The following is a 23449-nucleotide window of genomic DNA, read 5'->3' as shown; positions in this document are numbered from 1 at the left end:
TTTGATACCAAAATCCAGTTCTGGATAGACGACGCGTGAGGCGGCACGACAGACCTGTTTTGCTTCGTCGGTGTCGACCATGCCGACGACTACGAACCGAGTCGTCAGTTAGGTTCGGCAACTACTGGTTACGGCGGGGGGACGTCACTGGTTCACACGCACCACTGCTCGCGAACGGTTCAGGAAAGCGAGCGGGCGATGGGGGAAGGGGATCAGCCCGCCCGCACGTGTGCCTCTGACAGGCAGCACGACCCTCCGATCAGATGTGCCTTCAGATCGGGTCGTGCATTCGAAGAGACGATACTGGAGATCAATAGAGGTGTGGCTTGCAGGCCCCATTTTTGTGACATCGTCCGGGCCAGGAGGGTAGTTACGTCTCATTAGCGGTGTACTAGTCCCTGTATCCGGCTTCGAGCGTCATCGGCAGAATCGAACGTTTGGCCGTCGGTCGGGGCGAGTACTTCTTCGAGGGATTTCTGCCCATCCTGCGTTTCGATCTCGTAGTCGCCATAGGTCTCGATCAACTCGTCCGTCGTGGTTGGATAGTCGTGGGTCTCGAGCGCTTCATCAAGCTCACCAAGCTGCTCGCCAGGGTCATCGTGCATCGGTTCGGTTTCATCAGCGCGGGTACGAGCCTCCTCTACCTCACGCTCTCGTTGGCGTCGCTCTTCGTCATCGGCTTGCTTGTCTCGGCCCTGTTTGTCATCTGCCATCCCTTACACAATGGGACTGATTCGGATGACGATTTGGCCGCTCATCAGCGTCGTGCGCCCCTTCGAGCAGACTAGTAATCCACAACACGACGAAGACCAATGGCTCGTCGGTCGGGTCCAAAGAAATGAATCGTCGATCAGTGTCGCTGAAACGACAGTGAACGCAGTTTAGTTGCGGACGACGTTCGTCGCGCGGGGGCCTTTGGGGGCCTGTTCGATATCGAATTCGATCTCAGTTCCTTCCTCGAGGTCCGGGCCGCCAACGTCTTCCATGTGGAAAAACACGTCGTCGTCCGCGTCGTCAGTCTCGATGAAACCGTAACCGCCTGTGTCGTTGAAGAAATCAACCTTACCGTTTGCCATTACGAACAAATGTATGGCCGACTCTCGGATAACCCTTCCGAGGGTCGTGGTACCGCGATCGCGAGCCATCCAGGACGCCCGCCTGTTTCCCTGTGACGGCCGCGTCGGAGTGGCGATCCTGTGTCTTACTGGTAGGGTCGACAGACGCGTTCAAGCTCTTCTTCGAGGTCAATCTGGGGTTCCCAGCCGGCCTCGGCGCGGATCTTCTCGATGTCGGCACAGGTGTCGTGGACGTAGACGTCCTCGGGGATCGGCTTTGGAACGTACTCGGGGTCGGCATCCGTGTCGAGGTGGTCGTTGAGCCGGTCGACGAGCTCGTTGAAGCTGAGGGGCGCCCGTCCCGAGGTTGTAGACACCTGGTGTTGCACCGTTCACGCGGGGGAGGATGTCACCAGACCGTCGTGAGGAACGCCCGGAGTTCCTCGGTGGCACGCGCGCGCTCATCCCAGAAGACACAGTGGCCGGCATCGTCCACGTGCACGAGTCGCCCGTTCGGGAGGACCGCAGCAATCTCCCGTTCTCGCTCGCGTTCCGCCTCGTCCGCGTCGGCTTTCAGGATCAGCGTCGGTGCCTCGATATCGCCGTATTTCTCGGTGGGGTCGACCAGTCCGCTCTCGAGCACGCGGGAAATCTCGGGTCGGAGGCGGTGTCTGGCTGCGGCCACTCGACGGGCAAGGTCGGGCTGACCGGACTCGGCGAGGTCCCGGAACATCGTATCGGTGTCGAGGAGTTCCTCGACGCTGTGGTCTTGCCACTCTGCGATCTGGTCTTCGATATCGTGGTTAGATCTGTCCTCGATCAGGTCGTCGTTGACTCCCTCGAGCCGCCAGACGGGGTCTTCGAGGACGACGGCTCGCGGCCGGTCGGGTCGGCGGGCCGCGGCCTCCGTGACCGTGTCGGCACCCATCGAGTGACCGAACAGGATCGGGTCTTCGAGCGCGAGGGCGTCGAGTAGACCGAGCAGGTCCGCCGCTCGCTCGGACGCGCCGTACTCCGCATCGGGGGCGTCGGAACGGCCGTGGCCGCGAGCGTCGTACAACACGACGTCGAAGTCGTCTCCGAGTTCACGGGCGAGGTCGAGCCGACAGTACCCGTCGTCGGTGAAGCCGTGGGAAATGACGAACGGCGGCCCCGACCCGTCGGTGCGACAGTAGTGGAGTTCGATGCCGTTCGCCTCGACGAATCCGCGTTCCCAGTGCTGGGGGATCGGCGTCTGCTCACTCATCGAGGAGGACCTCACAACCGGAGCAACAAATCATTTCGGGGGAGTCCGGATCACCGCGCTTTGCGGACCGGGGGGCGTATATGGGATCGGTTGCCAGTCGTCCGCACCCGTACTCGATTCCAGCCGATTTCGTAAGGGACGAAAGAGTGAAACCAATTCGTGAGTGATCCCCTCATGGGGGAAGGGATGTATCAGACGTGTCCGTTCTGTGACCGCGTGTTCGAGATCGGGGAATCCGACTACCGGCCGATGAAACATCATATCCGAGCGTTCCACGCTGATTCGGACTCGGATGAGGATGTCGTTGATCGGTCGTCACCGACGCAGCCAGCCGCACCGCTCTAGGCTCGTCCTCGGGTCGTGGCTGTCGACCGCATTCCGGTGGTCACTGACCTGCTCTTCGTCGACGGAGATCGGTGTAGAGTGTAGCTGTACGGCTCGTTTATTGTGAACTGGGGAAAACCTAAATACTGACGTCGCCACTACTGGCAGGGCGCACGGATGCGTTCGAGGCCCTCGGCGCTCTTGCTTTCGGGTTCCCAGCTGGAGAGCTGGCGGTCCCACTGGCTGGGACGTCTCCCCGGCGCCGGTCAGGAACGATGTCGTTGGCAGGGAGACCGAGTCGGAATCAAGCCGATCTCGGTACCGGCGACCAGTTCGATATGCTTCCGGTAGGCCGGCCAACTCGAACGGTCTCTCTCGGATCGCTATCCGGAATTCGTCCGGACCCAAGACGTGGTCGTAATTGGTCTCTCCGAGACCGGTGGACGCCAACCGGTAAAGTAGCGTCAACGCTACCGTCAACGTCATATGGGCGTCGCGGACGAACAGATTCGAGTGAGCGAGACGGTGAAGCGAACGATCGACCGTCACCGGCGGGAGGGTGAGAGTTACAACGACGCTCTCGAGCGCCTGCTCGCCGACGAGAGCGCCGGTGACTTCGCCGACGGATTCGGTCGGTGGTCGGCCGACGAGGTCGACCGAGTGCGCGAGGGTCGTCGATCGGCGAAGGAACGGCGGAAGCGTCGAATGCGCGAGCGAGTCGACGACACCGCCTAAAGGTCCTCGACGCGACCTTCCTGATCGACTATCTTGCGGGCGTCGAGTCGACTCGCGAGTTCTACGAAACGAACGGCGGCGAGCAGCTCCGATGGGTCGCCCCGATGCCCGCGTTCGCCGAGGTCCTCGTCGGCGAGGGGAACCTCCCGAACGGGGATGTCGACGGTGCCCGCGCGGACCTGGCGTGGGTCGACGTCCATCCTGTCGACGAACGGCCGGCGATCGCCGCGGGACGGATCGCTGACGAGATCGCACCCGGGGGTCCCTACGTGGATGGCCCAGATGCCCTGATCGCTGCGGTCGGATGCGAGTTCGACGCACCGGTGGTCTCCGGAAACGGGACCTCACGCACCCGGAGACGAAGCGGATCGTCCAGGTCGAGGAGTACTGACGCCGAACGAAAGGGGGTGGGGGTATCGATCGGCTCCGGATCGGCTTTCCGAGTCGGTCGTCTCATCGAGTCTGGCAGGACGGCGCTGGAGACAGGTCTCGAGGAAACTCAACGGCGCTTCGGTGTCGAGATCTCCATGCTCGTGGATGACCTCGTTCCCAACGTCTCGCTGGAAATGGGTCGTTCCGAGATCGTCGTGATCGTCGTCCTTGTGCCAACCGAGGCTGAGCCGGTATACGTGCCCGAGACGGCCGTCACGTCTCCGCCCACAGCGTTTCGATTCGCTCCGAGACGTAGGCGGTGACGATCGACCACACGTCACGGTAATCACGTGGGAAGTCGGTCCCCACGGCAGAGCCAGCGTCCGGTGGTGGATGAAAGTGGGCTCGGCCGATGTCTTTTGGATGCCGATCCCACCGACACTCCCACCGTGTACCGTCCGTCCACCGTTCGTAGTAGTGGATCGAAAAATCGCCCCCAACGTACCATCGGATATCGAGCCGTGCGGCCCGTACGGCCTCGGGGAACAGCGAGCCATCATAGGTAGCGACGACCGTTCGGATCCGGTCGGATGCGGGCTCGAACGCGATCGTCTCGAATCGATCGTCTCTCGTGAGCCGGCCGTGGATCGCTCGACATACCTCCTCGTCCAGCGGCCCGGTAGTGGTCTCGTCCATTCAATCCGCGCGTCCCGTCTCACGAAACACGTCCCGATCCTTGCGGGCACGTTCGATCCGCTGGATGTCACGACGAACCGTCTTCCATTCCCCGATCTCCTCCCAGGTCGTCTCGATCGATTCCTCTTCGAGTGCATCGACCTCGTGGGGCGTATCGACTCCGTAGCGCTCCTGAAAGGAACGGTGTTCCGCGAGGAGCTCTCGAAGGGTGGTTTCGAGCTCGCTATCGGTGCGCTCGCGCCGGAGCTCGTTCGCGCGAGCCCACTCGACGTAGGCGTTGTTTCGCTGATAGCGCTTCGGACGGCCGTCGATCGGTTCGACGATTCCCCGGTCGGCGAGCCACTCCAACTGCTCGCGCGCGCCATCGGGAGAACAGCGTGCTCGCTCGGCGACCTCGGCGGCGGTCGCCGGCTCGTAGAGCTGGATCGCGGTCTCGTAGACTCGATCGCGCGTCGAGGCATTCCGATCCCATCGCTGGCGTTCCGTCTCGGCAGCGTCGGTGGTATCGGGATGACCTGCAGGGGACATACGCTTCGATTCGGCACTCGTCGATATATATCTTTGCAGCACGATATATGCAGCCGTTCGTAACACAGTGCTCACGCTGGCAGTTCGATCATCTACGGGTGGATCTCATAGGGATCAGCACATTAGTTCGTGGTTTCTCTCATTGCGCGATTCTCCCGAGACACCGTTTTCCTTGCGAGGGCCTCCGAATATCCACGCTGATCCCTATCAGTTGACGGCCCTCGAGGGAGGTCCAACAGTGCTGGCGTTTCTCTGGCGTCGGTCCGGCGGTATCTCGCTCGGAACTCGTCTCGGCGTGAGAGGGGCCCTTAGATGCCAGGACTGGTAGGGGGGTCTGGGACTCGTCTCCCTTCGGTCTCCGATTGGGGCGGTCCAGGCCACCTCTGCCGATATGGTTTTGTCCCGATCGCGCGATCCCCCGCCATGCGCAGCCTCGTCGTCGTTCACCCCACCTTCGAGGGAGTCTGGCCGTTTGCCGCGGAGGAACTGCATCGACTCTGGGCCGAGAAGGGCCCCACCAAGTACGTCGACCTCGAACCGGGCGACGACCGGCGGCTCGACGAAATCGTCGATGACCCCGAGGGGATAACCCGGCTGGGAAGCTTCGGCGTCCCCGTCACCGAGGCCTGCCTCGACGCGTTCGAGGACCTGCGGGAGGCCACGGTACTGACGGACAACGCATACGCGCCGGATTCGGACGTCGTTTCGATGGTCGAGGCTCAAGGTGTGACCCACCGCTGGCACGGGAGCGAAGGATTCTGGGCGCCGTCGGTCGCCGAACACGCGCTCGGGCTCACGATCGCTGCCCTGCGACAGCTCCCCCAGAAACACGCATCGATCACCGAATCCCACGACGACTGGGACCGAGAGGAGTGGGCAAGCGAGGAGCCAGGGATGGGCGGCTACCAGTACGTCGCGACGCCGCCGGACCACGTTCACGGGACGATCGCCGACAAGCGTGTTCGGGTCGTCGGCGTCGGCAACATCGGGTCCCGGTATGCCGACGTGACCTCGTCGCTGGGCGCGAACGTCGCCGCGTATGACCCATACGCGGATGAGCCGTGCTTCCACCGGGCGGGCGCCGACCGCGTCCACTCGCTCGATGACCTCGTCTCCGACGCCGATATCTTCGCGCCGATGGTCCCCAAAACGGACGAGACCGAGGGGCTGATCGACGCGGACCTGGTTGACACCCTCCCCGAGGGTGCGCTCGTCGTGCTCGCCACTCGGGCGGGGATCGTCGACGGCGACGCGCTCCGCCGACGCGTGCTCGCGGACGACCTCGCGCTCGCGGCGGACGTGTTCGACGGGCTCGCCGGCGAACCGATCCCGCTGGACGACCCACTGGTCGGCCGCGAGAACGTCGTCCATACGCCTCACATCGCCGGTCGAACCCGTCATGCGAACCGGCGCTGGGCCGAGATGCTCGCCGAGCGATACGAAACTGGGTAGCCGCGATCGCGGCCTCGCGCTCGGTCACCAGTCCTCGGAACAGCACGATCGCCAGCACCGACGAACTGCGGTCTCCCGTTGCCCAGGAGACGGGCTTGGCTCATTCGCAGTGTCGGAGAGGCTTTTACCGAGGATCATGAATGCCCTCGTAGTGACGCCATTCGATATCGCCGCGTCTCGTGGGGGACTGAACGCGATCCTCGGTTGGCTGTTGATGGCCGTAATGGGGCTTGCAGTCGTCCACTATTGTCTCGCGGGCGAGTGGCTGTGGGGGAGCTTCACGCTTGGCTGTCTCTTGGTGAGTCTGTTCCCACCGTGGCGCATGAGAAACTGGAAGGCGATGGCCCCTGGCCCGCTCCTCCTCATTGTCACGGTCGGCGTCCTCGCGGGCGGAAACCAGCTGTATCCCGAGACGGCCGGCTATGTCGCCGTTGGATCACTCGGGGTATTGATAGCCATCGAGCTGGATGTCTTTACCTCAGTCGAGATGACTCGGCGCTTCGCGCTCGGATTTGCCGTCTTATCGACGCTCGCCGTCCAGGGTCTCTGGACGATCGGGCAATACTACTCGGACGTGTGGTTCGAGACGGGCTTCCTCACCTCTCAACGAGAACTGCAGATCGATATCGTCATCGTGACCGTCGTCGGCGTAACCATAGGCCTGCTCTCCGAGTGGTACTTTACGAGAGTCTCGCACATCGGGTCACATATCCGCCCCAGCAACTCGTCCAGATCTCGATGACGAGTAGCCTTCTGGAGTTCTCAGACGCGTTCGAGAAACGCCTCGTCCGGGTGCTACAAGTCGCGCTTGCGGCCATCGTCGTCTATGGGGTAGTGAGACTCCAGTTCGAGTTGGTGTTGAACGCCGGCCTCCCGCTGGCTGTTACCTTCTTCCCTGCCTATCTTCGCCGGGAGTATAGCTATACGATGGATGCAGGCCTCGTGCTTCTTCTGTCCGTGGCAGTGTTTCTCCATGCTATCGGCTCCTTAGGACTGTACGTGCGCTATTCGTGGTATGATGAGATCACACACACTGTCTCGGCCGTTCTCGTCGCCGGTACCGGGTACGCCACACTGACGGCTCTCGAACGGCACTCCTCCGAGATTGACCTCCCGCCGAAATTGCGCGGCATCTTCATCCTCGTCTTCGTGCTCGCTTTTAGCGTCGTCTGGGAGGTTTTCGAGGTGAGCGCGGTCTGGCTCTCTCAACTCCTCGGTGTGACCTCTCCCGTCAAAGTGTTCGGAATCGACGACATCGTAACGGACATGATATTCAACACCGTTGGTGGGCTCATCGTTGCCGTCTGGGGGGCCGACTATTTCGACGATATTATCCCCTTCCTGAGACGCCGGTTGCGCTCGTGACATCCTCTCCGCCCTCTCTCTCGGTCACAGACCTCGGTCGGTGAGGACGGGGCTTCCTGCACAATGGGGAAACCCGGCCGGATGCCAGGCAGGTTCCACGACGAACTCTCCGAGCCTCATACGGAAGGGGCCATTCCTTGACGGCGGAGTGTCCTGTGGCGAGGTCATGGATGCTCCCATCACTCGCAGGTGCAACTCTTTCCCATACCTCCCATGAACAATGCGCGATGATACTCCAGCAAATCGGCCCCGTGAGCGAGAACGATCGGATGGCCGACTGCATCGGTATGGCAATTGTGCAATGAGTGGACGTGGTGAGCGACCAGCTGAGGACGACGGCGATGAACAGGCCGAAGAGAACGCCGAATCGGTAGTCCCCGGCGAGACGGTGTTCAACGAGGCTGGTAAACCGCTCGGGCGGATCCGTGGCTACGAGGAGGGCGGCTTCTTCGTCTCGACGCGTGAGGGGATGGAAGCGAGGAGTATCGAACACGCCCGGTCTGGCCACGACTTCGGCGAGGCCCACCTCATGTGGCGATGTCAGAACTGCGGTGAGATGGGCGCGATTGACGATGGGATGCCGGCGCAGTGTCCGAACTGCGGCGTCGAAAAGGAACAACTCATGTGGTGGACGGAAGATTGACCGTGCCTCATCCGGCGGACAACGGGGGGCTGGTGAGCGATGGGCAGCCAGAACCTCATACGCGCTCATGCAGAGATTGAAAAGGGCCGCCGGTAGCCGAGGACACATCGTCTGAAGTGGCTGGTACGCTCGCTTTGCCCGGGCCGGGTTAGGCGGTATTGCTGTCTGATTTCTGCTCGCTCTCGGAGACGGGGCTCCCTGCCGCCACACGCCGACAGCCGTCGATCACACGTTCCGTGTGCTCGGTTGGCCGCTCGTAGAGCCGACCCGGACGCGTCCGGTTCGCCGTTCGTCCACAGCGGAGACGAACCGCAACCGGGGAGACGGCTTCCGTCACTGCCGTCCATCGTGATCTCCACTCGTCGACCATCGGCGGACGCCCGACGAGGTGTTCGCGACGCTCGATCGCTTCGCCGACCTCGTCCCCTCGATCGTGCTCACGGAGTACGATACCTGGGGCGAGAAGTGGACCGAGGCCATGGAAGCGGCGTATCTGCGTCGATTTCTGAAGGCCGGTTCAACCACCCCGTTGTCGATGCCTTCGTGATGTAGGGGATCTGGGACGAGATCCACTAACACGAGAACGCGCCGCTGTTCCGGGCCGACTGGTCGTCCAAACCGGCGTACGACGTCTACACGACCTCGTCTTCGATGAGTGGTGGACCAACCGGGCGATGTTGACGCCGCGGGGTGGTATACGGCCGACGCCGTCTTCGGCGCCTACGACCTGACGGTGCGGGCCAACGGGCGGACGGCGACAGCGGCCGTCGCGCTCGCTGATCCTCGCTGATCCTCGCTGATCCTCGCTGATCCTCGCTGATCCTCGCTGATCCGACCGGCGAGCGGGTGACGATCCGTCTCGATCGGGGATGACCACTCGTGGTGAGCGGTCAATCAGATAGGCTCGTGTGGGCGGGTCGGACCGGCAGCGACTTGCTCTATCCGAACGCCAACCCCGACTCGGTTCTCGACCCCATTTTGATCCGGGGAAAGTGATAGGTTCCGCCAGACCTAAGCGTGTCACTCTCTAACACGAAGGCGTGGTATGACCGTTCCCATCGTCCGCACCGACAAGTCGGCGTTCGAGCGCGTTCGGGAGGCGATCCTCAACCGTGAGGATCCGGAGGAGACCGACACACCGACGGGACCCAACGCACCCACGCCTGGCTGAGCCGAAATCCGGCAGACCCCCACAACCACGACGGCAGGCGTGTGGAGGCAGTCACCGAGGGCCTCGGTTCCTGCCCTCGAGCCGACGAGCAGAAAGTGGGAGTCGCCGACTGTCACGGTGGCCGACTCCCGTTCTGGAGCGTCTCTGGGTTATCGAAGTTCACCCCAGACGTCGATCAGATCGCCGTTGACGTACCAGTGTTGTTCGAAGCCCAGCGCGTTACAGAGCAACGTATGGCCCATGAACGTCACCGCGTAGTTGGCCATCCCGAAAGGATGGAGTTCACGCTGGTTGGCCGGTGGCAGGACCGAACCGATGGAGTTGTTTCGACGACGGTACTCTGGTCATAGTAGTTCTCTCCCCGGTCGTACGACCGTGGGCGTGCCAGATCTTGGATGGCTGCGTCGGTGAGTGTCGGATCAGGGGACACCATCGATCGGTCGTCTGGTATCTCCGAGGGAGACCCGTAGTGATACTGTGGTTGAGGGCGCGGAGTGCTGCGACCCTACCCTACATTCTCGATTCGCTGGTACGTGTTGAGCCGACCACTCCGATCGACAGTAATCCGGCCATCCTCCTCGAGCTGGCGGAGTTTGTTGTAGATCCGGTGATCGGGAAAATCCAGGTCTTCGCGGAGGTCTTCGATCGTTTTCGGTTCGTCCAGCGACAGGAGTAGTGCTTTCTCAAGACAGTACGAGACGAGCCGGTCTGTGAGGGGGACGACGATATCGTACCGCTGTTCGAGGACATCAAGGGTATCGAGCACGGCAAACGAAAAGAATCGGCCCGTGCGGTCTTCCTGGGTCTTGATCTCCTCGAAGATTCCCTCCCAGTCGAGATCGGCTTGCTGGGCGATCAACGCGACGTCTTCGAGGTCGCCCTCCCGTTCGGTGATCGATTTGAACACGAAGATGTCGGTCAGCGAGAGCAGATGAACGCGGAGATCGCCATACTCGAATGACTGGTCACACCGTTCGATCATTGCCTCGGTCAACTGAAGCTGACCTGCAACCGTCTCCACGAAGACATCCCAACGCGGAAACCCGTCCTTCTCGAGAACAATACTGGGGTCGAGTTGGTTGTACGCCGCTTCCAGATCGCCGCGCTCCTCGTATCCCAAGTCCTGTAATGACTCAGCAATTGCAAAGAACGTCTGACCGTCTTCGACAACGAGGTCGACGTCTTTGGTCGAGTCCTTCAGGTCGCGCAAGATGAGGTTGCCGCCCCCGAGGAGATACGCGTCGATGGTTGTTTCGAGATAGTCTCCAAGCTCTTCGAGACCCCGTTGGAGGCTGTCCTCAGGATGTTGACCGCGCGGGTAGACCTCATACTCGCTCGCAAGATCGATGAATTCCCCCCACGGGAGAAAGAGATCTTCCTGATGGACCTCTCGCTGATCGATGTATGCAAAGAGGTCAGCCCACTTCTCGACGCACTCCCACCTGTTCGCGAGCCGCCAGAGGTCGTTGGAATCAAGGGTCGCGCGGTGTGTGAGATAGAAGACGGCAGCCATCGTCATCTGTTTCTTGGTCTCAGCGACGGTCACTGCATGGATCAAAACATCTTCGAGATCCAGCGAGCGATCGCCTCGGTATACGTAGGTTTTCGCTGGGTGATAGTCGACACCGTAGCGTGTAAACGCCGAGAACGCAGTCGGCGTACCGTCGACGTCCTCTTTGCTCGTCGCGACGAGTCGGTCGCCGTTCGCGCGGTACTCGGTTTCGAACGGTGTCGTTTGGGTTCTGGCTTCGAGGAAGGACCGAAGCGTGTCATCGGTGATGGCATACCCGTCGTCCGTGTGTACGATCGCACCGGTTTCCTGAATCTCGTTTAAATGCTTGTAGAGCGTCGATTTGGCGAAGCCCTGTTTTTGCAACTCAGCGATTGATTTTGGACCCTGAAGTAGCGCAACAAGAAAATCTTCTTTCGTCCCTGTTAGCACTTTTTCGAGTGCATATCGTTCGAGGAGCTCGGCAAGCAGTGTCGCTTCATAGGTGGTAGCCAGCCGAACCCCGTCATTTCGTTCCACGAGGTGCGTGTCCTCGAGATCATTGACGACCTCTGACGTCCAACTTTGACTTTTGCCGATCGCCTCAGCTAATTCGCCGACGGCGGAGGACCGGTCACGTAAACAGTCGACAACCCGTAGTGCCGCTTCCCTCACCGATTCCGATTCTACCGATGTACTTAAAAGTATATCGCTAAGGATGGAATCAGAATACCTGCGCCCTCCATGACTGTGGTTACCACACCCTGACTAATAGTAATCGCGAGGATCCGGAGGAGACCGACACGCCGACGGGACCCGGCACGCCCACACTCGAGCCGAACCCCGACAGACTCTCACGACCACGACGGCAAACGTGTGAAGTACCTCGGGGTCAAGCCCCGAGGCACTCTCGCTGTAATACTGTAGAGGCCGTCACAGAGGGCCTCGTTTTCTGTCCTTGAGCCGATGAACGGACCACGGGAGTCGCCGACTGTCACGGTGACCGACTCCCGTTCTGGAGCGTCTCTGGGTTACCGGAGTTTACCCCAGACGTCGATCAGGTCGCCGTTGACGTACCGGTGTTGTTCGAAGCCCAGCGCGTTACAGAGCAACGTATGGCCCATGAACGTCACCGCGTAGTTGGCCATCCCGAAAGGATGGAGTTCACGCTGGTTGGCCGGTGGCAGGACCGAACCGATGAAGTTGATCTCCGACTCGCCGGCCGACAGGGAGCCAGCGGCGACGTCGCCCCGTTCCTCGATGTACTCCCAACCGTCTTCGGGATCGTATACCCAGCCTGCGAAGCCGCCCATCGTCCCCGCCATCTCCCCGCCGGTGGCCTCGAACGCATCTTCGTCAATAACCGTCACTGGCTGGTCCTCCTCATTGGCCGAGTAGCCGACCTGTGGACTCTTCCAGATCTCGTGCTGGAGCTCTCTGATGTCCTCGAGCAGGTAGTGGTCGAAGTTTCGGTTGCGGAGATTGGCTATTGTAACCTCCGTTGTCTCTAGGTCCGTTTCAGAGATGGCGGCCGCCTCGCCGACCTCGAGGTCCGCGAGCAGATAGAGACCGGTGTCGGTGAGCACGAGGTCTCCGCCAGCCTCGACGAACGCCTCGATTTCCGAGATGTATCGGTCGTCGTCGCGCCCGACGTCGTGGGAGATCACCAGCTTGTCGTAATGACGCTTCCCCGAGTTTCCACGCATGAGTCGCCCGATGCGGACGTCGTGAACGCGGAGCCCGTCCATCCCGCCGTCCTCGAGGAACGGCTCGAGGTCGGCGAAGAACTGCATCGGATTGACGACGTACTCGGTCTGTGAATAGCCGAAGGCTTCCTCCGGATCGGGGTGTTCCTCGTCGGTCTCGATGGTGGTAAACTCCGCCTCGAACTCCCCATCGCCGTCGAACTCGATCGACCAGTTGCCGTCGGCGGGATTAGGGACGTAGAAGCTGTTCTCGTCGCTCTCGGCAAGGTTGATCGCCCGGACGACCTGGCCGCCGGGGTTGACCAGTTTGACGACGCCCTCGTCGACACCGCCGGCGTCGAACCGTGCCCCCAGCGAGTGCGTCCGCGAACTTGTCGCCGCGCTCGCGCTGCCGCCGGGTCCGGGCTGGACCGTCCCGTGGCGCCGCTGGACGTCGGTCGCGCGTTGCTGGCCCTTGCCGTTGCCCGTTCCGGGACTCTCGTCGGTATGCGAGAGGTCCGCCGACGAGCGGGTCAGCTCGTCGGTCGTGACGTAGGCGGTATCGTTGCCGCCGGTCACGACCGTCGAGTTGGTACTCGCGGCGGTCATGTCAGCGAACTCCCGCATCGAGATCCGGTAGGCGGTGTGGAGGTGGCGCTCGATGTAGGGTTTGTAATCGTAGCCGTCGCGAAGCACGAGCTCGGGAGCGACCGTCACGGCACCGAGGCCGCCAAACTCCTCGGGCTGGCCGCCCCAGCCGAGCAATCCGCCAGTGATGTTGTATCCCAGCGAATCGTAGATCGACCCGTAATCCATGAACCGGTCCGGGACATAGCCGTCGTCCGCACGAGCTGTATCGTCGGCGATCGCGTCCGGACTGCCCCAGTGGTCGTTCATTCCGCCGCGGATACGACGGTTGACCTCGTCCAAGTTGTGGGTCCCGTTGTGGTCGTAGGGGGCGTTCGACTCCAGGTTCAACACCATGGACGCCGACGAGCCCATCATGTGATAGTCACAGACGTACTCGACGTTGTCGTACTCCCGGAGGAACTCGACGGTTGCCAATGAGTCCGGGACCAGGTCCTCGTAGCCCGCGTCGTAGCCGGGGCGCGGATCGGGCGCCTCCTCGGGCTCGGCGGGCCAGAACGCCGGGTTGGCCCACCCGATCGTCGGATACTGCCGGTTGCTGTCGAGTCCGCTCGAGTTCCCGCGCCGGAACCGGGTCTGGTTGGTGCCACTCCACCCCTCGTACTCGTACATCGGTTCCCTGACGAACCAGCCGTCGGGGTTGACGAAGACGTAGGAAATGACGACGTCCTCGAGGGCGTCCGCGAAGTCGTCGGCCTCGCCCTTCGCGAACTGCTCGATGATCCGGGGGGCTTCCTCGCGACCAGCGGGTTCGTCGCCGTGGATGCCGACGATGAAGACTGCCTTGTCCTTCTCCTGGAAGGATGCCTCGTCCCGGACGTTTTCGGTGAGCTCGACGACGTAGAGGCCGCGCCGGTCGAGCTCGCCCGTGCGCTGGTTTTCGTAGCCCGGGCCCTGGCCGATGACGTGCGTGCGAACCCGGTCGGGATACTCCTCTTCGAGGTGTTGGAAGGCTTCGCCGGCCTCTTCGTGGGAGACGAAGTCACGAGCATCCTCCGAGGACGGGAACACGCCATCCTGGTACGGGTCGTCGAGCTTCCAGAACGGGTTCGCGCCCGGCGAGAAGTCGCCGAACTCGATACCGCCCATATCGAGCGCATCCGCGAGCTCGGCCTCGGTCAGATACGCGTGGGCGGCCGGCGTCGGGTTCTCACGGGTTTCGACCTTTGGCGGAAGGTCGTCCTCATCGATGTCCCAGTCGGGCTCGCCGAACTCGTCGTCAAAGGCGGTCATCGAGGCTACGTCCGCGAACTCGAGGACCAGCGTCACCTCGTGGCCATCGGGCGTCGCGTTGACGGCGAACTCGGCGACGTCGGTGAGGGCGTCGTCGCTCACCTGGGCCGAAACCGCCCCCGGGAGGGTGAGCGCGGCCCCGGTCGCGGCCGCGACGCTCAAGAACGTTCGTCGTCCGATACTGCCGCCGTCGAAGGCGCTCTCGTCGAGTTCCGTTGCTTCTTCGTAGGGATACCGGTTCGGGTCCCCATCCGATTCTGCTGCCTCCGTTCGGTTATCGTGCTTGCTCATTGGTATTGGTTCCCCAACCGCACAGTCCGGTGACTACGACCTTCGCTATAAACTTAATTTCAGGTAAGTAATACATCTTCATCAGTATGAACGCGGGTTCTTCCATCCAACATGTGTAAGAATTCGATTATATTCGGGTTATCCTTCCAGCAGGGGGTGGATCTCGCTATGGAGGGCGCTCGAAGTCGGAGTGGACCGCGATTGGGTCTCCACCTGGACGGTATGATCGATACTCGTCGGTGAAATCCGAACACCCTCCTCTCGTGAGTTGGCCTGCTGGAGAGCGGTCGGGAATCCCCGTTCGCACTGTCTTCGCCTGTTTGGTTTGTCCCAAACAACACCGGAGAGAATCCAATATGGGGCTGAAGTTGATAACCACGCTTCCATCATCACCTCTCGATGAGCTCCGAGATCATGATCGCCTCCGAGCGAGAAGGATTGGGCACGGATTCGATCGACGTCGGCGTCGTAGGCACTGGCGCCATCGCCCAGCGACTCCACATCCCCGAATACGAGGCCCACGAACAGGCCCAGGTCACGGCGATCTGTGACGTCGAGGAGGAGAAGGCGAGTGCTGTCGCCGACCAGTACGACGTCCCGAACTACTATACCGACTACGAGACGATGCTCGCGGACGGTAACCTCGACGCCATCAGCGTCTGCCTGCCAAACCACCTGCACCGAGACGTCGTCGTCGCGGCACTGGAACGGGACATTGCCGTCCTCTGTGAGAAGCCGATCAGCACCTCTCTGGCCGAGGCCGACGATATGGTCGCGGCGGCAGAAGAGAGTGCTGCGAGCCTGATGATCGACCAGACCGAGCGCTTCGGGCCGGTCTACGAGAAGACGAAGGAGCTGCTCGATCAGGGCATCGTCGGCGAGGTCCACAACGTCCGAAGTCGCTTCAGCCATCCCGGTCCAGAGGGGTGGTCGCCCCGCTCGACCTGGTTTACCGATGCCGAGGCTTCGGGCGGCGGCGCGCTCATCGATATCGGCATCCACAACGCCGATCTGATCAACCATCTCTTCGGCGACGTGACCGAACTGATGGGGTACAGCGACACCCTCTCGATGGATACGGAGGTCGAGGACACCGCCGTCGCCGTCCTCCGCTTCGAGGACGGCACCTTGGGAACGTTCGAAACCGCCTGGCGGACGGACCCCGAATCGATCACGATGCAGATCGTCGGCGAGGAGGGAGTCATCTACGCAGACAAGATCGAGGGGACGATTCGCGTCGAGTTCGCCGACGACAGCGGCGTCCTGGAGGTCCCTGTCCCCGAGGGCTCGAAGTACGGTGGTCCGATCACCCACTTCGTCAACAGCGTGATCGCGGGCACCGAGCCAACCGTCACCGGCGCCGACGGACGCCGTGCCCTCGAAGTCGTCATGGGCGTCTACCGATCCTCCGAGCGCGGTGGTGCCGTCGATCTACCGCTGCCGCGGGAGGACGAGGAATGAAGCTGGCCTGCAGCAGCTATTCGTACAACGACCGACTGGAGGACGGAATGGACTTGGCGGAGTTCTTCGACGTCTGTGCCGACGACCTCGGCGTCGACGGCGTCGAACTCATCGACGAGCATCTCCCCGGAACCGACCCCGAGTCGCTCGATCGCGTCGCTGATCTCGCGGCCGACCGCGACCTGGAGATCGCTTGTCTCTCCGTGTTTTACAACGACTTCGCGAAGGCGACACGAACGGAACGCCGCGAAGACGTGGCGGCCGTCATCGACGCACTCGAGGCTGCCGACCGCCTCGACGCGGACGTCCTCAGGGCGTTCACGGGCTTCCCGGGGCTCCACGACCGCGACCACGACGACCCCGACGTCTGGCGCGGCGTCACCACGTGTCTCCAGGAGTGTGTCGACTACGCCCGGACCGCCGAGACGACCCTCGCCGTCGAGAACCACAACCACGATGGCCTCATTCGGACCGCTGACGACGTCTTCAGGGTTCGGTCCGGTGTCAACGGCGACTTGGGCCTGGTACTCGACCTCGCGAACTACGTGGACGGCGTCGACTCCGTCCGGCGCTCGCTCCACCTCGCCGACCACGTCCACGCGGCCTACGACGAAGTCGCCCCGAACGGCTCCGAGCCCTCCTATGGGTACTACGACGACATCCTGGCTGCCCTCGATGAGCGGGGCTACGAGGGCTTCGTGACCCTCGAGTACGAAGGCGAAGGGGACTCCGTTGGGGCGGTACCGCGGGCGATCGATTATCTCGATGGCTGTCTCGCTGGCTGAGACGCGCCGATCGACTCCATTTGATCTAGAGCTGTACCCCCTTCGGAAGACGCACGCGTCTCGCGGCTCGTGATGGCGTTCATACCATTCCACCCCGCTCCTGGAGCTGATTTCGGAAACGACTGTTTTAGGGAAGTAGAACGTCTTTGGCTGCAGCCAAAGACCAGGGCTGGATTTATCTTCCCGAATCGGATCGCAGCACATGTGATCCACCCGTGACATCAGATAGCAACCACACGCGCCGCCGCTTCATCGAGGGGACCGCGGGATTGAGTACGGCAGCCATAATCTCGCTGGCCGGCTGTGTCGGCGGCCTTGGCGGTAACGGCGATGGCGGAAACGGCGGCAACGGAAACGGCGGCAACGGAAACGGCGGTAACGGAAATGGCGGTAACGGTAATGGTAGCAACGAGAGCGATAGTGGTAACGGCGGCAACGGAAACGATAGCGGCAACGGCGGCAACGGAAGCGATGGTGGCAACGGCGGCGGTGGCGGCACCGTCAAGTTCTGGTCGTCGCCCAACCAGCAGGAGCTTACCTTCCACGAGTCGGCGGCCGAGGAGTTCGGCGCCGACAGCGACGTCTCGGTCGACGTGAGCCCGGTCCCCGAGGGGGACAGTTCGGAACAGGTCGTTCTCTCCTCGCTTGCCTCCGGGACCGAGCCGGACGTGTTCGCGAACGTCTTCCCCGGGTTCGCCGCCCAGCTCGAGGCCAACGAGGCCGCGACCGACCTCTACGAGCTCGATGGGGTCGAGGAGTTCCTCACGGAGCGGTGTGGCGAGGAGTTGCTCTCCCAGTATGAGTCGCCAGACGGCGGCCTCTACCAGACGCCCTGGAAGACCAACCCCGTGTTGTTCCAGTACAACGACACCGTCTTCGAGGAGGCTGGCTACAGTCAGGAGGACTATCCCCGGACGTTCTCGGCGCTTCTCGAGGAGGGACCGAACGTCGTCGAATCCAGCAGTGCGGAGGTCCTCTGGGACCGCCCACCGATGCCGACCTGGTCCGAACGCTGGTTCGACTTCCTGCCGATCTATCTGGCTGCTTCCCAGGGCGAGGAGAGCATGTTCACCCAGGAGGACGGACAGACGACGCCCGCGTTCAACAACGACACCGCGGTTCAGGTCCTGGAGTTCTTCCAGCAACTGTACGAGAACGATCTCATCCCACAGGAGTCGACCGAAGAGCCGAAGTTCCCGAACGATCTCGCCGCGATCAACACGGGCGGCCCGTGGGTGATCCCGTACTTCCAGGACGTCAACGAGGAGATCTCGATGAGCCACCTCACCCCGCCGGTGCCGGAGGGTGTCGAGCAGAACAGCCACACGTACGCCGATCCGAAAAACACCTCCATCTTCCAGTCCTCGGACGTGGCACCTCAGGCCTGGTCGTTCATCGAGTACGAACTGGGCGAAGAACGGGATGTGACGTTCATGGAGGACACGCTCCAGATCCCGCTCAGGGCGGATATCACGGACGTCGCCAGCTCCTTCTTCGAGGAGAACCCACAGGTCCAGCCCTACGCCGAGGCGCTCGAGACTTCCCACCCGCCGGCGTACACCCCCGCCTACACCCAGGTGATGAACATCTTCGGCGAGGAGGCGTTCGTCCCGGTGACGCGCGGGAACCAGGACCCACAGACAGGGCTCGACCGCGCCGAAGAACAGATCACGAGCGAACTCGAGTGAGAGAGAGGCCGCATGCTCGACCCAATCGTCCGACGCGTCCGCGGGGCTGGCACAGTGGCGACGTCCGGCGTTGCATCGCGCGTCGCCCACCTGCCCGTGTTCGGCTCTGCCCTCGACCGGATGGGCGAGTACGATGACAACCTGAAGGGGTTCGTCCTCATCCTCCCCTGGCTCGCCTGGGCGTCCGTCTTCCTGCTGTTCCCCTTCCTGTTTGCCATCTACCTCAGCTTTCACGAGTGGGCAGTCATCTCGCCCGAGCGGCCGTTCGTCGGTCTCGATCACTACATCACGCTGCTTACGGGCGATATGTTCATCCAGCTCATGGGGAACACGCTGTATTTCTTCCTCGTGAACGTCCCGACCCAGATCGTGTTCGCACTCGCCGTCGCGGTGTTGCTCGATCGGATTATCCGTGGTCGAGCGCTGTTCATGGCCGGCTACTTCGTCCCCTACGTGACCAGCGGCGTCGTCGTCGCCGTCGTGTTCAACTGGCTGTACTCGCCGGACGGCTTCCTCAACAATATGCTCGCCATCTTCGGCACCCAGGTCAGCTTCCTCGGGGACGAACGCATTGCCATGCCTGCCATCGCGATGATGGTCTCCTGGAAGTTCGTCGGCTACTACGCCATCATCTTCCTGGCGAACCTCCAGTCCATCCCGGACAGTGTCTACGAGTCGGCATCACTCGACGGCGCCAACGAGTGGGAACAGTTCCGACACATCACGCTCCCGCTGCTCAACCCGAGCATGCTCGTCGTGGTGATCCTCTCGACGATCACGGCGTTCCAGATCTTTACCGAGCCGTTCATCATGACCCAGGGCGGCCCGGACGGGGCGACCCAGACGTTCGTCCTCACCATCTACCAGCGGGCGTTCTCCTATCTGGAGATGGGCTTTGCCAGCGCCATCGGCGTCGTCCTGGCGACGATGATCTTCGTCATCAGCTACGTCGAACGCAACTACATCGAGACGGAGGTGTCGATGTGATGGCGGAGTCGCTCATGCCGCTCGTCACTTCGTCCACGGAGGTGAGCGCCCATGGCCGGTGAGAGCCCCGAGATCACGGACGACGAACTGCTCGGCGGCACCGACGAGGAGTCGTTCGTCGAGTCGCTCACCCCGAAGAAGCTCGCGGTGTACGCGGCGCTGACGATCGGCGTCATCGCCCCGCTGTTCCCGTTTGCGCTGATGGTCTCGATGTCGTTCAAGCCTGCCGGCGAGATGTACTCGTCGGCGCTGTTGCCGTCGGAGCCGACGATCACCCACTACCAGTTCCTGCTGGAGAACGTGCCGATCCTCCGGCAGATGCTCAACAGCGTGATCGTCACCCTCTCGGTCGTCGCGAGCGTCGTCGTCACCTCCTGTGTCGTCGCCTACTCACTCGCGAAACTCGACTGGTTCGGCCGGCAGTTCACCTACAACTTCATTTTGGTGACGATGATGATCCCCGGGGTCTTGCTGTTGATCCCGCAGTTCATCATCGTCGTCGAGCTCGGCTGGGTCAACACCTACCAGGCGATGATCGTCCCCTTCGCGATCAGCTCCTTCGGCATCTTCCTGCTGGCGCAGTTCTTCAAGCAGCTGCCCGATAGCCTCATCGACGCCGCTCGGATGGACGGCTGCTCTGAACTGGACGTCGTGTTCCGGGTCGTCCTGCCGAACTCGTTGCCCGCCATTGCCACCGTGGCGCTGTTCACGTTCATGAACCGGTGGAACGAGATGTTGTGGGACCTCATCGTCATCCGCAACGAGGCGATGTACACGCTGCCGGTGAGCATCACGCTGTTCGCCAGGACCGGGTTGTACGGCGACAGCACCGGGCCGCTCATGGCGGGTGCGACGCTGCTGGCCGTCCCGACGATCCTGTTGTTCCTCCTGTTGCGTCGCTACTTCATCAGCGGGGTCACGATGTCGGGACTCAAGTCCTAGGCGTCTCATCTCTTCTCTTCATGCATGTCTAAGACGTACGACGTCACGACCGGTCGCGTCCACTTTTTCGGCCTCGCCCGCGAGGTCGTTCGTGACGGTTACGCCCACCTGCCGCGAGTCTTGGCAGTGAGTTTCGTTTGGTCGGTGCTGGCAGTGACGGTCGTTTTCGCCGCGCCGGCGACCGCCGTCGCCTTCGCTGCGGCCCGGAGCACGCTGATGCACGAATCCTTTAGATTGCGGGCGGCGATCCGGGCGTTCAGGCGCTACTTCTGGCGGGCTCAGGCGGCGTTCGTCCCCGCGTTCGTGCTCGTGAACGCGGCGGGCTGGCTCTGGCTTCGTGCGGCCGCGACCGGCGACTGGCTACTTGGCGTGCTGGCGTTCGTTGCGTTCGACGCGCTCGTCGTGTACGCGTATCTCCTGCTGTATTATGGCCCGCTGTTGGTCGACGAGGGTCTCCGCCAGGCCGTCCGGATGGAGGGCTCCTCGCCCCCAACGGCACTCGAATTGGGCCGGGCATCGGCGACCATCGCCCTCTCGCGTGTGAGTGTTTCCGTCGGGCTCGCCCTGTTCGTCACCTCGATGGGCATACTTCTCGCCTTTACCGTCGCGGGGTTCGTCTTGCTCGCGCCGGTGGTGCTCGCAGCGACGCTGCTCTTGGCGGCCCGGTATCTCGCCGGCGAACCGGCGGAGTCAGCTATCCACGACTAAAGCCGTGAGCTTCCTGCTTGCTTTCATGGAAATCCCGTCCTTTGACCATCCCACAGGACGGAGTCCCACGAAATGCGCCCCGCCGCGACGCTCACCGGTCTGTTCGCCGTCCTTTCGGTCACGACGCTTGTCCTCGGCGTCCTCGGGGCATTCGAGAACGCGCCGGGCGTATGGCCGGAAGGTTGGCCCGTCGTCGTCATCATTCACGCGCTGCTCGCCGGACTATTCGGGTTGTATACCACCAAAACACGATGAAGTCGTTCACAGATTGTCTAAGACGGATGCCACGGGGCTTGACCCCGAGGTCGTTCACACGGCGTGGACCGCATGGGTCGCGATCGGTTATCGATCCGAGAGCTTGACGACGACCTCGTCGAGCACGAGCGCCACTTCCTTCTCGACGCCCCCGCTGTCGCTGACGTTGAACCGCGAGCCGACGACGCCGACGTCTTCGAGTTGCTGGACGTGAACGGACACGGTCCCCTTCGAGAGGTCGACCTCCTCAGTGAGTTCCTGGATCGTCAGCGTGTCCTCGGCTAGCGCACGGACGATCTTCCAGCGGGTCTCGGACCCGAGGGCGGCCGTGAGATCGAACGCGTCCTCGCCATCGACCTCCTGGCTCTCCGAGGGCCGCACTTTCGATTGGGCGTTCGGAATGCGGCGTGTGAATCGAGATTTGCTCATTGGGGTGCTACCTTGCGAACGATGAACGATCATTAAGAACGTTCCGCTTGTATTTGGCCCGAGCCAAACATCTATGGCGAGCATAGAACATACGGGTCTCGAAGCCGATCGGAGCAGTAGGCTTAACGCGGTTGATCAGGACGAACCTGATGATGGCTGTAGGACCTGAGGGGCACGGGGCCTGGTGGGAGGAGACGCTCTTCCGATCAGTGACCCTGTACCCGTGGGCGACGATGGACGCCGAGGCGGTCGTCGACCGCCTGGCCGAACGCGGGGTCAACGTCGTCTTCGTCGTCATGAAAGAGAGCGACGGGCGCGTGTTCTACGACTCCGAGGTGGCTCCGCCCCAGGTGCCCGACCGCGACCTCCTCGACGACCTCCTCACGGCAGCGGCCGGCCGCGAGGTGGCGATCGTTCCGTCGCTGTTCGTCCTCTGTGATAAGTATCTCGTCGAACAACACCCGGAGGTCGTCCAGATCGCCCGCGAGGGGACCGAGATCAGGTATCCGAACGTCTCCGCGGAGTGGATGCATTGGAGTTGTCCTAACCACGAGGTCGTTCGCGATCACCTCCGTGGCGTTGTGGACGAACTCCTAGCGTACGACATCGATGGGCTCCAGTTCACGCATTTCGAGTACCAGCCGGTGATGAACGACGAATCGAGTTACCTCTCCTGTTTCTGTGAGGCCTGTCTCACCCACCACGACGCACGGAACGCCGACGACGGCTCCGTCGAGTGGACTGCCGGGCGCTGTGAGACGATTACCGGGCTGATCGAGGAGCTTTCGGCGCCGCTACGGGAGCGCGAGGAGCTGCTGGTGAACGTCGAGCTGGAGGCCTTTACGGATCTGGACTCGGCCGTCGAGGAGAGCCGCGAGACGTTTGGTGTGGACCAGCTCTCGCTGGCCGACCTCGCCGACGTTCTCACGCTGCGGACCGCCCACATCGACGTCGACATGCACCCGCTCTGGATCCGCGACGTCGTCCGCTCGCTCCAGGAGCGAACCGGGAGCCCCATCGTCCCGTCGATCCGGACCGCGGACGACCAACGGCCGCCCACATACGTCCCGGACGACGAACTCAAGACCGCCATCCAGATGGCCCTGCATGGCGGTGCCCAGGGCGTCTCGCTGTTCTCGGCCGGCGCCAACGTCAGCACCCTCTCGGAGGGCCAGTGGGAGCTGGTCGCCTCGCAGTTCGACGAGTTCGCGGCGTTCGAGCACGATCACTGGCGCTCTGAGTGATCACCCCGAGCGCGAGG

General features: G+C 62.4%; 24 protein-coding genes and 2 pseudogenes. 17 read left to right on the top strand and 9 right to left on the bottom strand.

The genetic code is table 11. The annotated features are described in order from the left end of the window. Positions 1 to 380: 380 nt before the first annotated feature. The 4 genes and pseudogenes from DVH23_RS09825 to DVH23_RS09810 all read right to left on the bottom strand — a co-directional run bounded on the left by DVH23_RS09825 (position 381) and on the right by DVH23_RS09810 (position 2301). Positions 381 to 713 carry a hypothetical protein gene (locus DVH23_RS09825; protein ID WP_114577250.1) on the bottom strand — a complete coding sequence of 111 codons (333 nt, stop codon included), beginning with the start codon at positions 711 to 713 and terminating at the stop codon, positions 381 to 383. A gap of 168 nt (positions 714 to 881) precedes the next feature. After that, positions 882 to 1076, bottom strand: coding sequence for a cold-shock protein (locus DVH23_RS09820; protein ID WP_114577249.1), 195 nt, complete (start codon positions 1074 to 1076; stop codon positions 882 to 884). A gap of 125 nt (positions 1077 to 1201) precedes the next feature. Continuing rightward, positions 1202 to 1433 (bottom strand): annotated as a pseudogene (locus DVH23_RS09815) (nucleoside-diphosphate sugar epimerase); the annotation flags it as partial. Between the two features lie 31 nt (positions 1434 to 1464). Then, positions 1465 to 2301, bottom strand: a complete 837-nt coding sequence (locus DVH23_RS09810) for an alpha/beta fold hydrolase (protein WP_114577248.1) — start codon at positions 2299 to 2301, stop codon at positions 1465 to 1467. 810 nt (positions 2302 to 3111) lie between these two features. On the opposite strand from DVH23_RS09810, the gene DVH23_RS09805 reads away from it, so the two are divergent. Both DVH23_RS09805 and DVH23_RS25265 read left to right on the top strand, forming a co-directional pair. Next, on the top strand, positions 3112 to 3360 hold the full coding sequence (locus DVH23_RS09805; protein WP_114577247.1) for an antitoxin VapB family protein: 249 nt from the start codon (positions 3112 to 3114) through the stop codon (positions 3358 to 3360). Beyond that, positions 3303 to 3751: pseudogene (locus DVH23_RS25265) on the top strand (VapC toxin family PIN domain ribonuclease). Before DVH23_RS09805 ends, DVH23_RS25265 begins: the two are co-directional and overlap by 58 nt. 254 nt (positions 3752 to 4005) lie before the next feature. Here the strand turns inward: DVH23_RS25265 and DVH23_RS09790 are convergent. Both DVH23_RS09790 and DVH23_RS09785 read right to left on the bottom strand, forming a co-directional pair. Further along, positions 4006 to 4428, bottom strand: coding sequence for a hypothetical protein (locus tag DVH23_RS09790; RefSeq protein WP_114577245.1), 423 nt, complete (start codon positions 4426 to 4428; stop codon positions 4006 to 4008). Beyond that, positions 4429 to 4956: an ArsR family transcriptional regulator gene (locus DVH23_RS09785; protein WP_114577244.1), complete on the bottom strand. Its 528-nt coding sequence runs from the start codon at positions 4954 to 4956 to the stop codon at positions 4429 to 4431. It lies immediately after the preceding gene. Positions 4957 to 5379: 423 nt separating this feature from the next. On the opposite strand from DVH23_RS09785, the gene DVH23_RS09780 reads away from it, so the two are divergent. The 7 genes from DVH23_RS09780 to DVH23_RS25010 all read left to right on the top strand — a co-directional run bounded on the left by DVH23_RS09780 (position 5380) and on the right by DVH23_RS25010 (position 9587). Further along, positions 5380 to 6408 carry a D-isomer specific 2-hydroxyacid dehydrogenase family protein gene (locus DVH23_RS09780; RefSeq protein WP_114577243.1) on the top strand — a complete coding sequence of 343 codons (1029 nt, stop codon included), beginning with the start codon at positions 5380 to 5382 and terminating at the stop codon, positions 6406 to 6408. A gap of 136 nt (positions 6409 to 6544) precedes the next feature. Continuing rightward, positions 6545 to 7150 carry a hypothetical protein gene (locus DVH23_RS09775; protein ID WP_114577242.1) on the top strand — a complete coding sequence of 202 codons (606 nt, stop codon included), beginning with the start codon at positions 6545 to 6547 and terminating at the stop codon, positions 7148 to 7150. After that, positions 7147 to 7773 (top strand): hypothetical protein, encoded by a 627-nt coding sequence (locus tag DVH23_RS09770; RefSeq protein WP_114577241.1) that lies wholly within the window; start codon positions 7147 to 7149, stop codon positions 7771 to 7773. Before DVH23_RS09775 ends, DVH23_RS09770 begins: the two co-directional genes overlap by 4 nt. A 301-nt stretch (positions 7774 to 8074) precedes the next feature. Beyond that, entirely contained in the window at positions 8075 to 8416 is a 342-nt protein-coding gene (locus tag DVH23_RS09765; RefSeq protein WP_114577240.1) for a rubredoxin-like domain-containing protein, read from the top strand. Between the two features lie 388 nt (positions 8417 to 8804). Continuing rightward, positions 8805 to 8963 carry a hypothetical protein gene (locus DVH23_RS23535; RefSeq protein ID WP_157972380.1) on the top strand — a complete coding sequence of 53 codons (159 nt, stop codon included), beginning with the start codon at positions 8805 to 8807 and terminating at the stop codon, positions 8961 to 8963. A gap of 111 nt (positions 8964 to 9074) precedes the next feature. Beyond that, positions 9075 to 9206, top strand: a complete 132-nt coding sequence (locus DVH23_RS25015) for a hypothetical protein (protein WP_255565240.1) — start codon at positions 9075 to 9077, stop codon at positions 9204 to 9206. 255 nt (positions 9207 to 9461) lie between these two features. After that, positions 9462 to 9587 carry a hypothetical protein gene (locus DVH23_RS25010; RefSeq protein WP_255565238.1) on the top strand — a complete coding sequence of 42 codons (126 nt, stop codon included), beginning with the start codon at positions 9462 to 9464 and terminating at the stop codon, positions 9585 to 9587. Positions 9588 to 10092: 505 nt separating this feature from the next. Here DVH23_RS25010 and DVH23_RS09755 read toward each other — a convergent pair. After that, positions 10093 to 11751, bottom strand: a complete 1659-nt coding sequence (locus DVH23_RS09755; RefSeq protein ID WP_114577238.1) for a DUF6036 family nucleotidyltransferase — start codon at positions 11749 to 11751, stop codon at positions 10093 to 10095. A gap of 356 nt (positions 11752 to 12107) precedes the next feature. Beyond that, entirely contained in the window at positions 12108 to 14933 is a 2826-nt protein-coding gene (locus DVH23_RS09750; RefSeq protein ID WP_114577237.1) for a M14 family zinc carboxypeptidase, read from the bottom strand. Between the two features lie 399 nt (positions 14934 to 15332). Between DVH23_RS09750 and DVH23_RS09745 the strand changes: the two genes are divergently transcribed. The 7 genes from DVH23_RS09745 to DVH23_RS09715 all read left to right on the top strand — a co-directional run bounded on the left by DVH23_RS09745 (position 15333) and on the right by DVH23_RS09715 (position 21759). Beyond that, entirely contained in the window at positions 15333 to 16394 is a 1062-nt protein-coding gene (locus DVH23_RS09745; protein ID WP_114577236.1) for a Gfo/Idh/MocA family protein, read from the top strand. Next, a complete protein-coding gene (locus tag DVH23_RS09740) occupies positions 16391 to 17179 on the top strand; it encodes a sugar phosphate isomerase/epimerase (protein WP_114577235.1) in 789 nt (262 codons plus the stop codon). The genes DVH23_RS09745 and DVH23_RS09740 overlap by 4 nt, the downstream gene beginning before the upstream one ends. Before the next feature lie 215 nt (positions 17180 to 17394). After that, positions 17395 to 18867 carry an extracellular solute-binding protein gene (locus DVH23_RS09735; RefSeq protein ID WP_114577234.1) on the top strand — a complete coding sequence of 491 codons (1473 nt, stop codon included), beginning with the start codon at positions 17395 to 17397 and terminating at the stop codon, positions 18865 to 18867. A 12-nt stretch (positions 18868 to 18879) separates the two neighbouring features. Then, complete coding sequence (locus DVH23_RS09730; protein ID WP_114577233.1) at positions 18880 to 19854, top strand: carbohydrate ABC transporter permease; 975 nt, start codon at positions 18880 to 18882, stop codon at positions 19852 to 19854. Positions 19855 to 19905: 51 nt separating this feature from the next. Next, on the top strand, positions 19906 to 20796 hold the full coding sequence (locus DVH23_RS09725; RefSeq protein WP_114577232.1) for a carbohydrate ABC transporter permease: 891 nt from the start codon (positions 19906 to 19908) through the stop codon (positions 20794 to 20796). 24 nt (positions 20797 to 20820) lie between these two features. After that, complete coding sequence (locus DVH23_RS09720; protein WP_114577231.1) at positions 20821 to 21504, top strand: hypothetical protein; 684 nt, start codon at positions 20821 to 20823, stop codon at positions 21502 to 21504. A 72-nt stretch (positions 21505 to 21576) separates the two neighbouring features. Further along, positions 21577 to 21759, top strand: coding sequence for a hypothetical protein (locus DVH23_RS09715; protein ID WP_114577230.1), 183 nt, complete (start codon positions 21577 to 21579; stop codon positions 21757 to 21759). An 87-nt stretch (positions 21760 to 21846) separates the two neighbouring features. Here DVH23_RS09715 and DVH23_RS09710 read toward each other — a convergent pair whose 3' ends face one another. Then, a complete protein-coding gene (locus DVH23_RS09710; protein ID WP_157972379.1) occupies positions 21847 to 22188 on the bottom strand; it encodes a transcriptional regulator in 342 nt (113 codons plus the stop codon). Positions 22189 to 22340: 152 nt separating this feature from the next. Here DVH23_RS09710 and DVH23_RS09705 point away from each other — a divergent pair, with 152 nt between their 5' ends. Further along, entirely contained in the window at positions 22341 to 23432 is a 1092-nt protein-coding gene (locus DVH23_RS09705; protein ID WP_157972378.1) for a family 10 glycosylhydrolase, read from the top strand. Positions 23433 to 23449 lie beyond the last annotated feature (17 nt).

The sequence above is a fragment of the Saliphagus sp. LR7 genome, assembly GCF_003344565.1.
In the GTDB taxonomy this organism is placed as follows: Archaea; Halobacteriota; Halobacteria; order Halobacteriales; family Natrialbaceae; genus Saliphagus; species Saliphagus infecundisoli.
This window is presented reverse-complemented; position numbering and strand designations above follow the sequence as displayed.

What these genes read in the sequence shown, in the direction of transcription:
- DVH23_RS09825 (WP_114577250.1), bottom strand. Translation starts at nt 713, where the DNA reads ATGGCAGATGACAAACAGGGCCGAGACAAGCAAGCCGATGACGAAGAG.
- DVH23_RS09820 (WP_114577249.1), bottom strand. Translation starts at nt 1,076, where the DNA reads ATGGCAAACGGTAAGGTTGATTTCTTCAACGACACAGGCGGTTACGGT.
- DVH23_RS09810 (WP_114577248.1), bottom strand. Translation starts at nt 2,301, where the DNA reads ATGAGTGAGCAGACGCCGATCCCCCAGCACTGGGAACGCGGATTCGTC.
- DVH23_RS09805 (WP_114577247.1), top strand. Translation starts at nt 3,112, where the DNA reads ATGGGCGTCGCGGACGAACAGATTCGAGTGAGCGAGACGGTGAAGCGA.
- DVH23_RS09790 (WP_114577245.1), bottom strand. Translation starts at nt 4,428, where the DNA reads ATGGACGAGACCACTACCGGGCCGCTGGACGAGGAGGTATGTCGAGCG.
- DVH23_RS09785 (WP_114577244.1), bottom strand. Translation starts at nt 4,956, where the DNA reads ATGTCCCCTGCAGGTCATCCCGATACCACCGACGCTGCCGAGACGGAA.
- DVH23_RS09780 (WP_114577243.1), top strand. Translation starts at nt 5,380, where the DNA reads ATGCGCAGCCTCGTCGTCGTTCACCCCACCTTCGAGGGAGTCTGGCCG.
- DVH23_RS09775 (WP_114577242.1), top strand. Translation starts at nt 6,545, where the DNA reads ATGAATGCCCTCGTAGTGACGCCATTCGATATCGCCGCGTCTCGTGGG.
- DVH23_RS09770 (WP_114577241.1), top strand. Translation starts at nt 7,147, where the DNA reads ATGACGAGTAGCCTTCTGGAGTTCTCAGACGCGTTCGAGAAACGCCTC.
- DVH23_RS09765 (WP_114577240.1), top strand. Translation starts at nt 8,075, where the DNA reads ATGAGTGGACGTGGTGAGCGACCAGCTGAGGACGACGGCGATGAACAG.
- DVH23_RS25010 (WP_255565238.1), top strand. Translation starts at nt 9,462, where the DNA reads ATGACCGTTCCCATCGTCCGCACCGACAAGTCGGCGTTCGAGCGCGTT.
- DVH23_RS09750 (WP_114577237.1), bottom strand. Translation starts at nt 14,933, where the DNA reads ATGAGCAAGCACGATAACCGAACGGAGGCAGCAGAATCGGATGGGGAC.
- DVH23_RS09745 (WP_114577236.1), top strand. Translation starts at nt 15,333, where the DNA reads ATGAGCTCCGAGATCATGATCGCCTCCGAGCGAGAAGGATTGGGCACG.
- DVH23_RS09740 (WP_114577235.1), top strand. Translation starts at nt 16,391, where the DNA reads ATGAAGCTGGCCTGCAGCAGCTATTCGTACAACGACCGACTGGAGGAC.
- DVH23_RS09730 (WP_114577233.1), top strand. Translation starts at nt 18,880, where the DNA reads ATGCTCGACCCAATCGTCCGACGCGTCCGCGGGGCTGGCACAGTGGCG.
- DVH23_RS09725 (WP_114577232.1), top strand. Translation starts at nt 19,906, where the DNA reads ATGGCCGGTGAGAGCCCCGAGATCACGGACGACGAACTGCTCGGCGGC.
- DVH23_RS09720 (WP_114577231.1), top strand. Translation starts at nt 20,821, where the DNA reads ATGTCTAAGACGTACGACGTCACGACCGGTCGCGTCCACTTTTTCGGC.
- DVH23_RS09715 (WP_114577230.1), top strand. Translation starts at nt 21,577, where the DNA reads ATGCGCCCCGCCGCGACGCTCACCGGTCTGTTCGCCGTCCTTTCGGTC.
- DVH23_RS09710 (WP_157972379.1), bottom strand. Translation starts at nt 22,188, where the DNA reads ATGAGCAAATCTCGATTCACACGCCGCATTCCGAACGCCCAATCGAAA.
- DVH23_RS09705 (WP_157972378.1), top strand. Translation starts at nt 22,341, where the DNA reads ATGGCTGTAGGACCTGAGGGGCACGGGGCCTGGTGGGAGGAGACGCTC.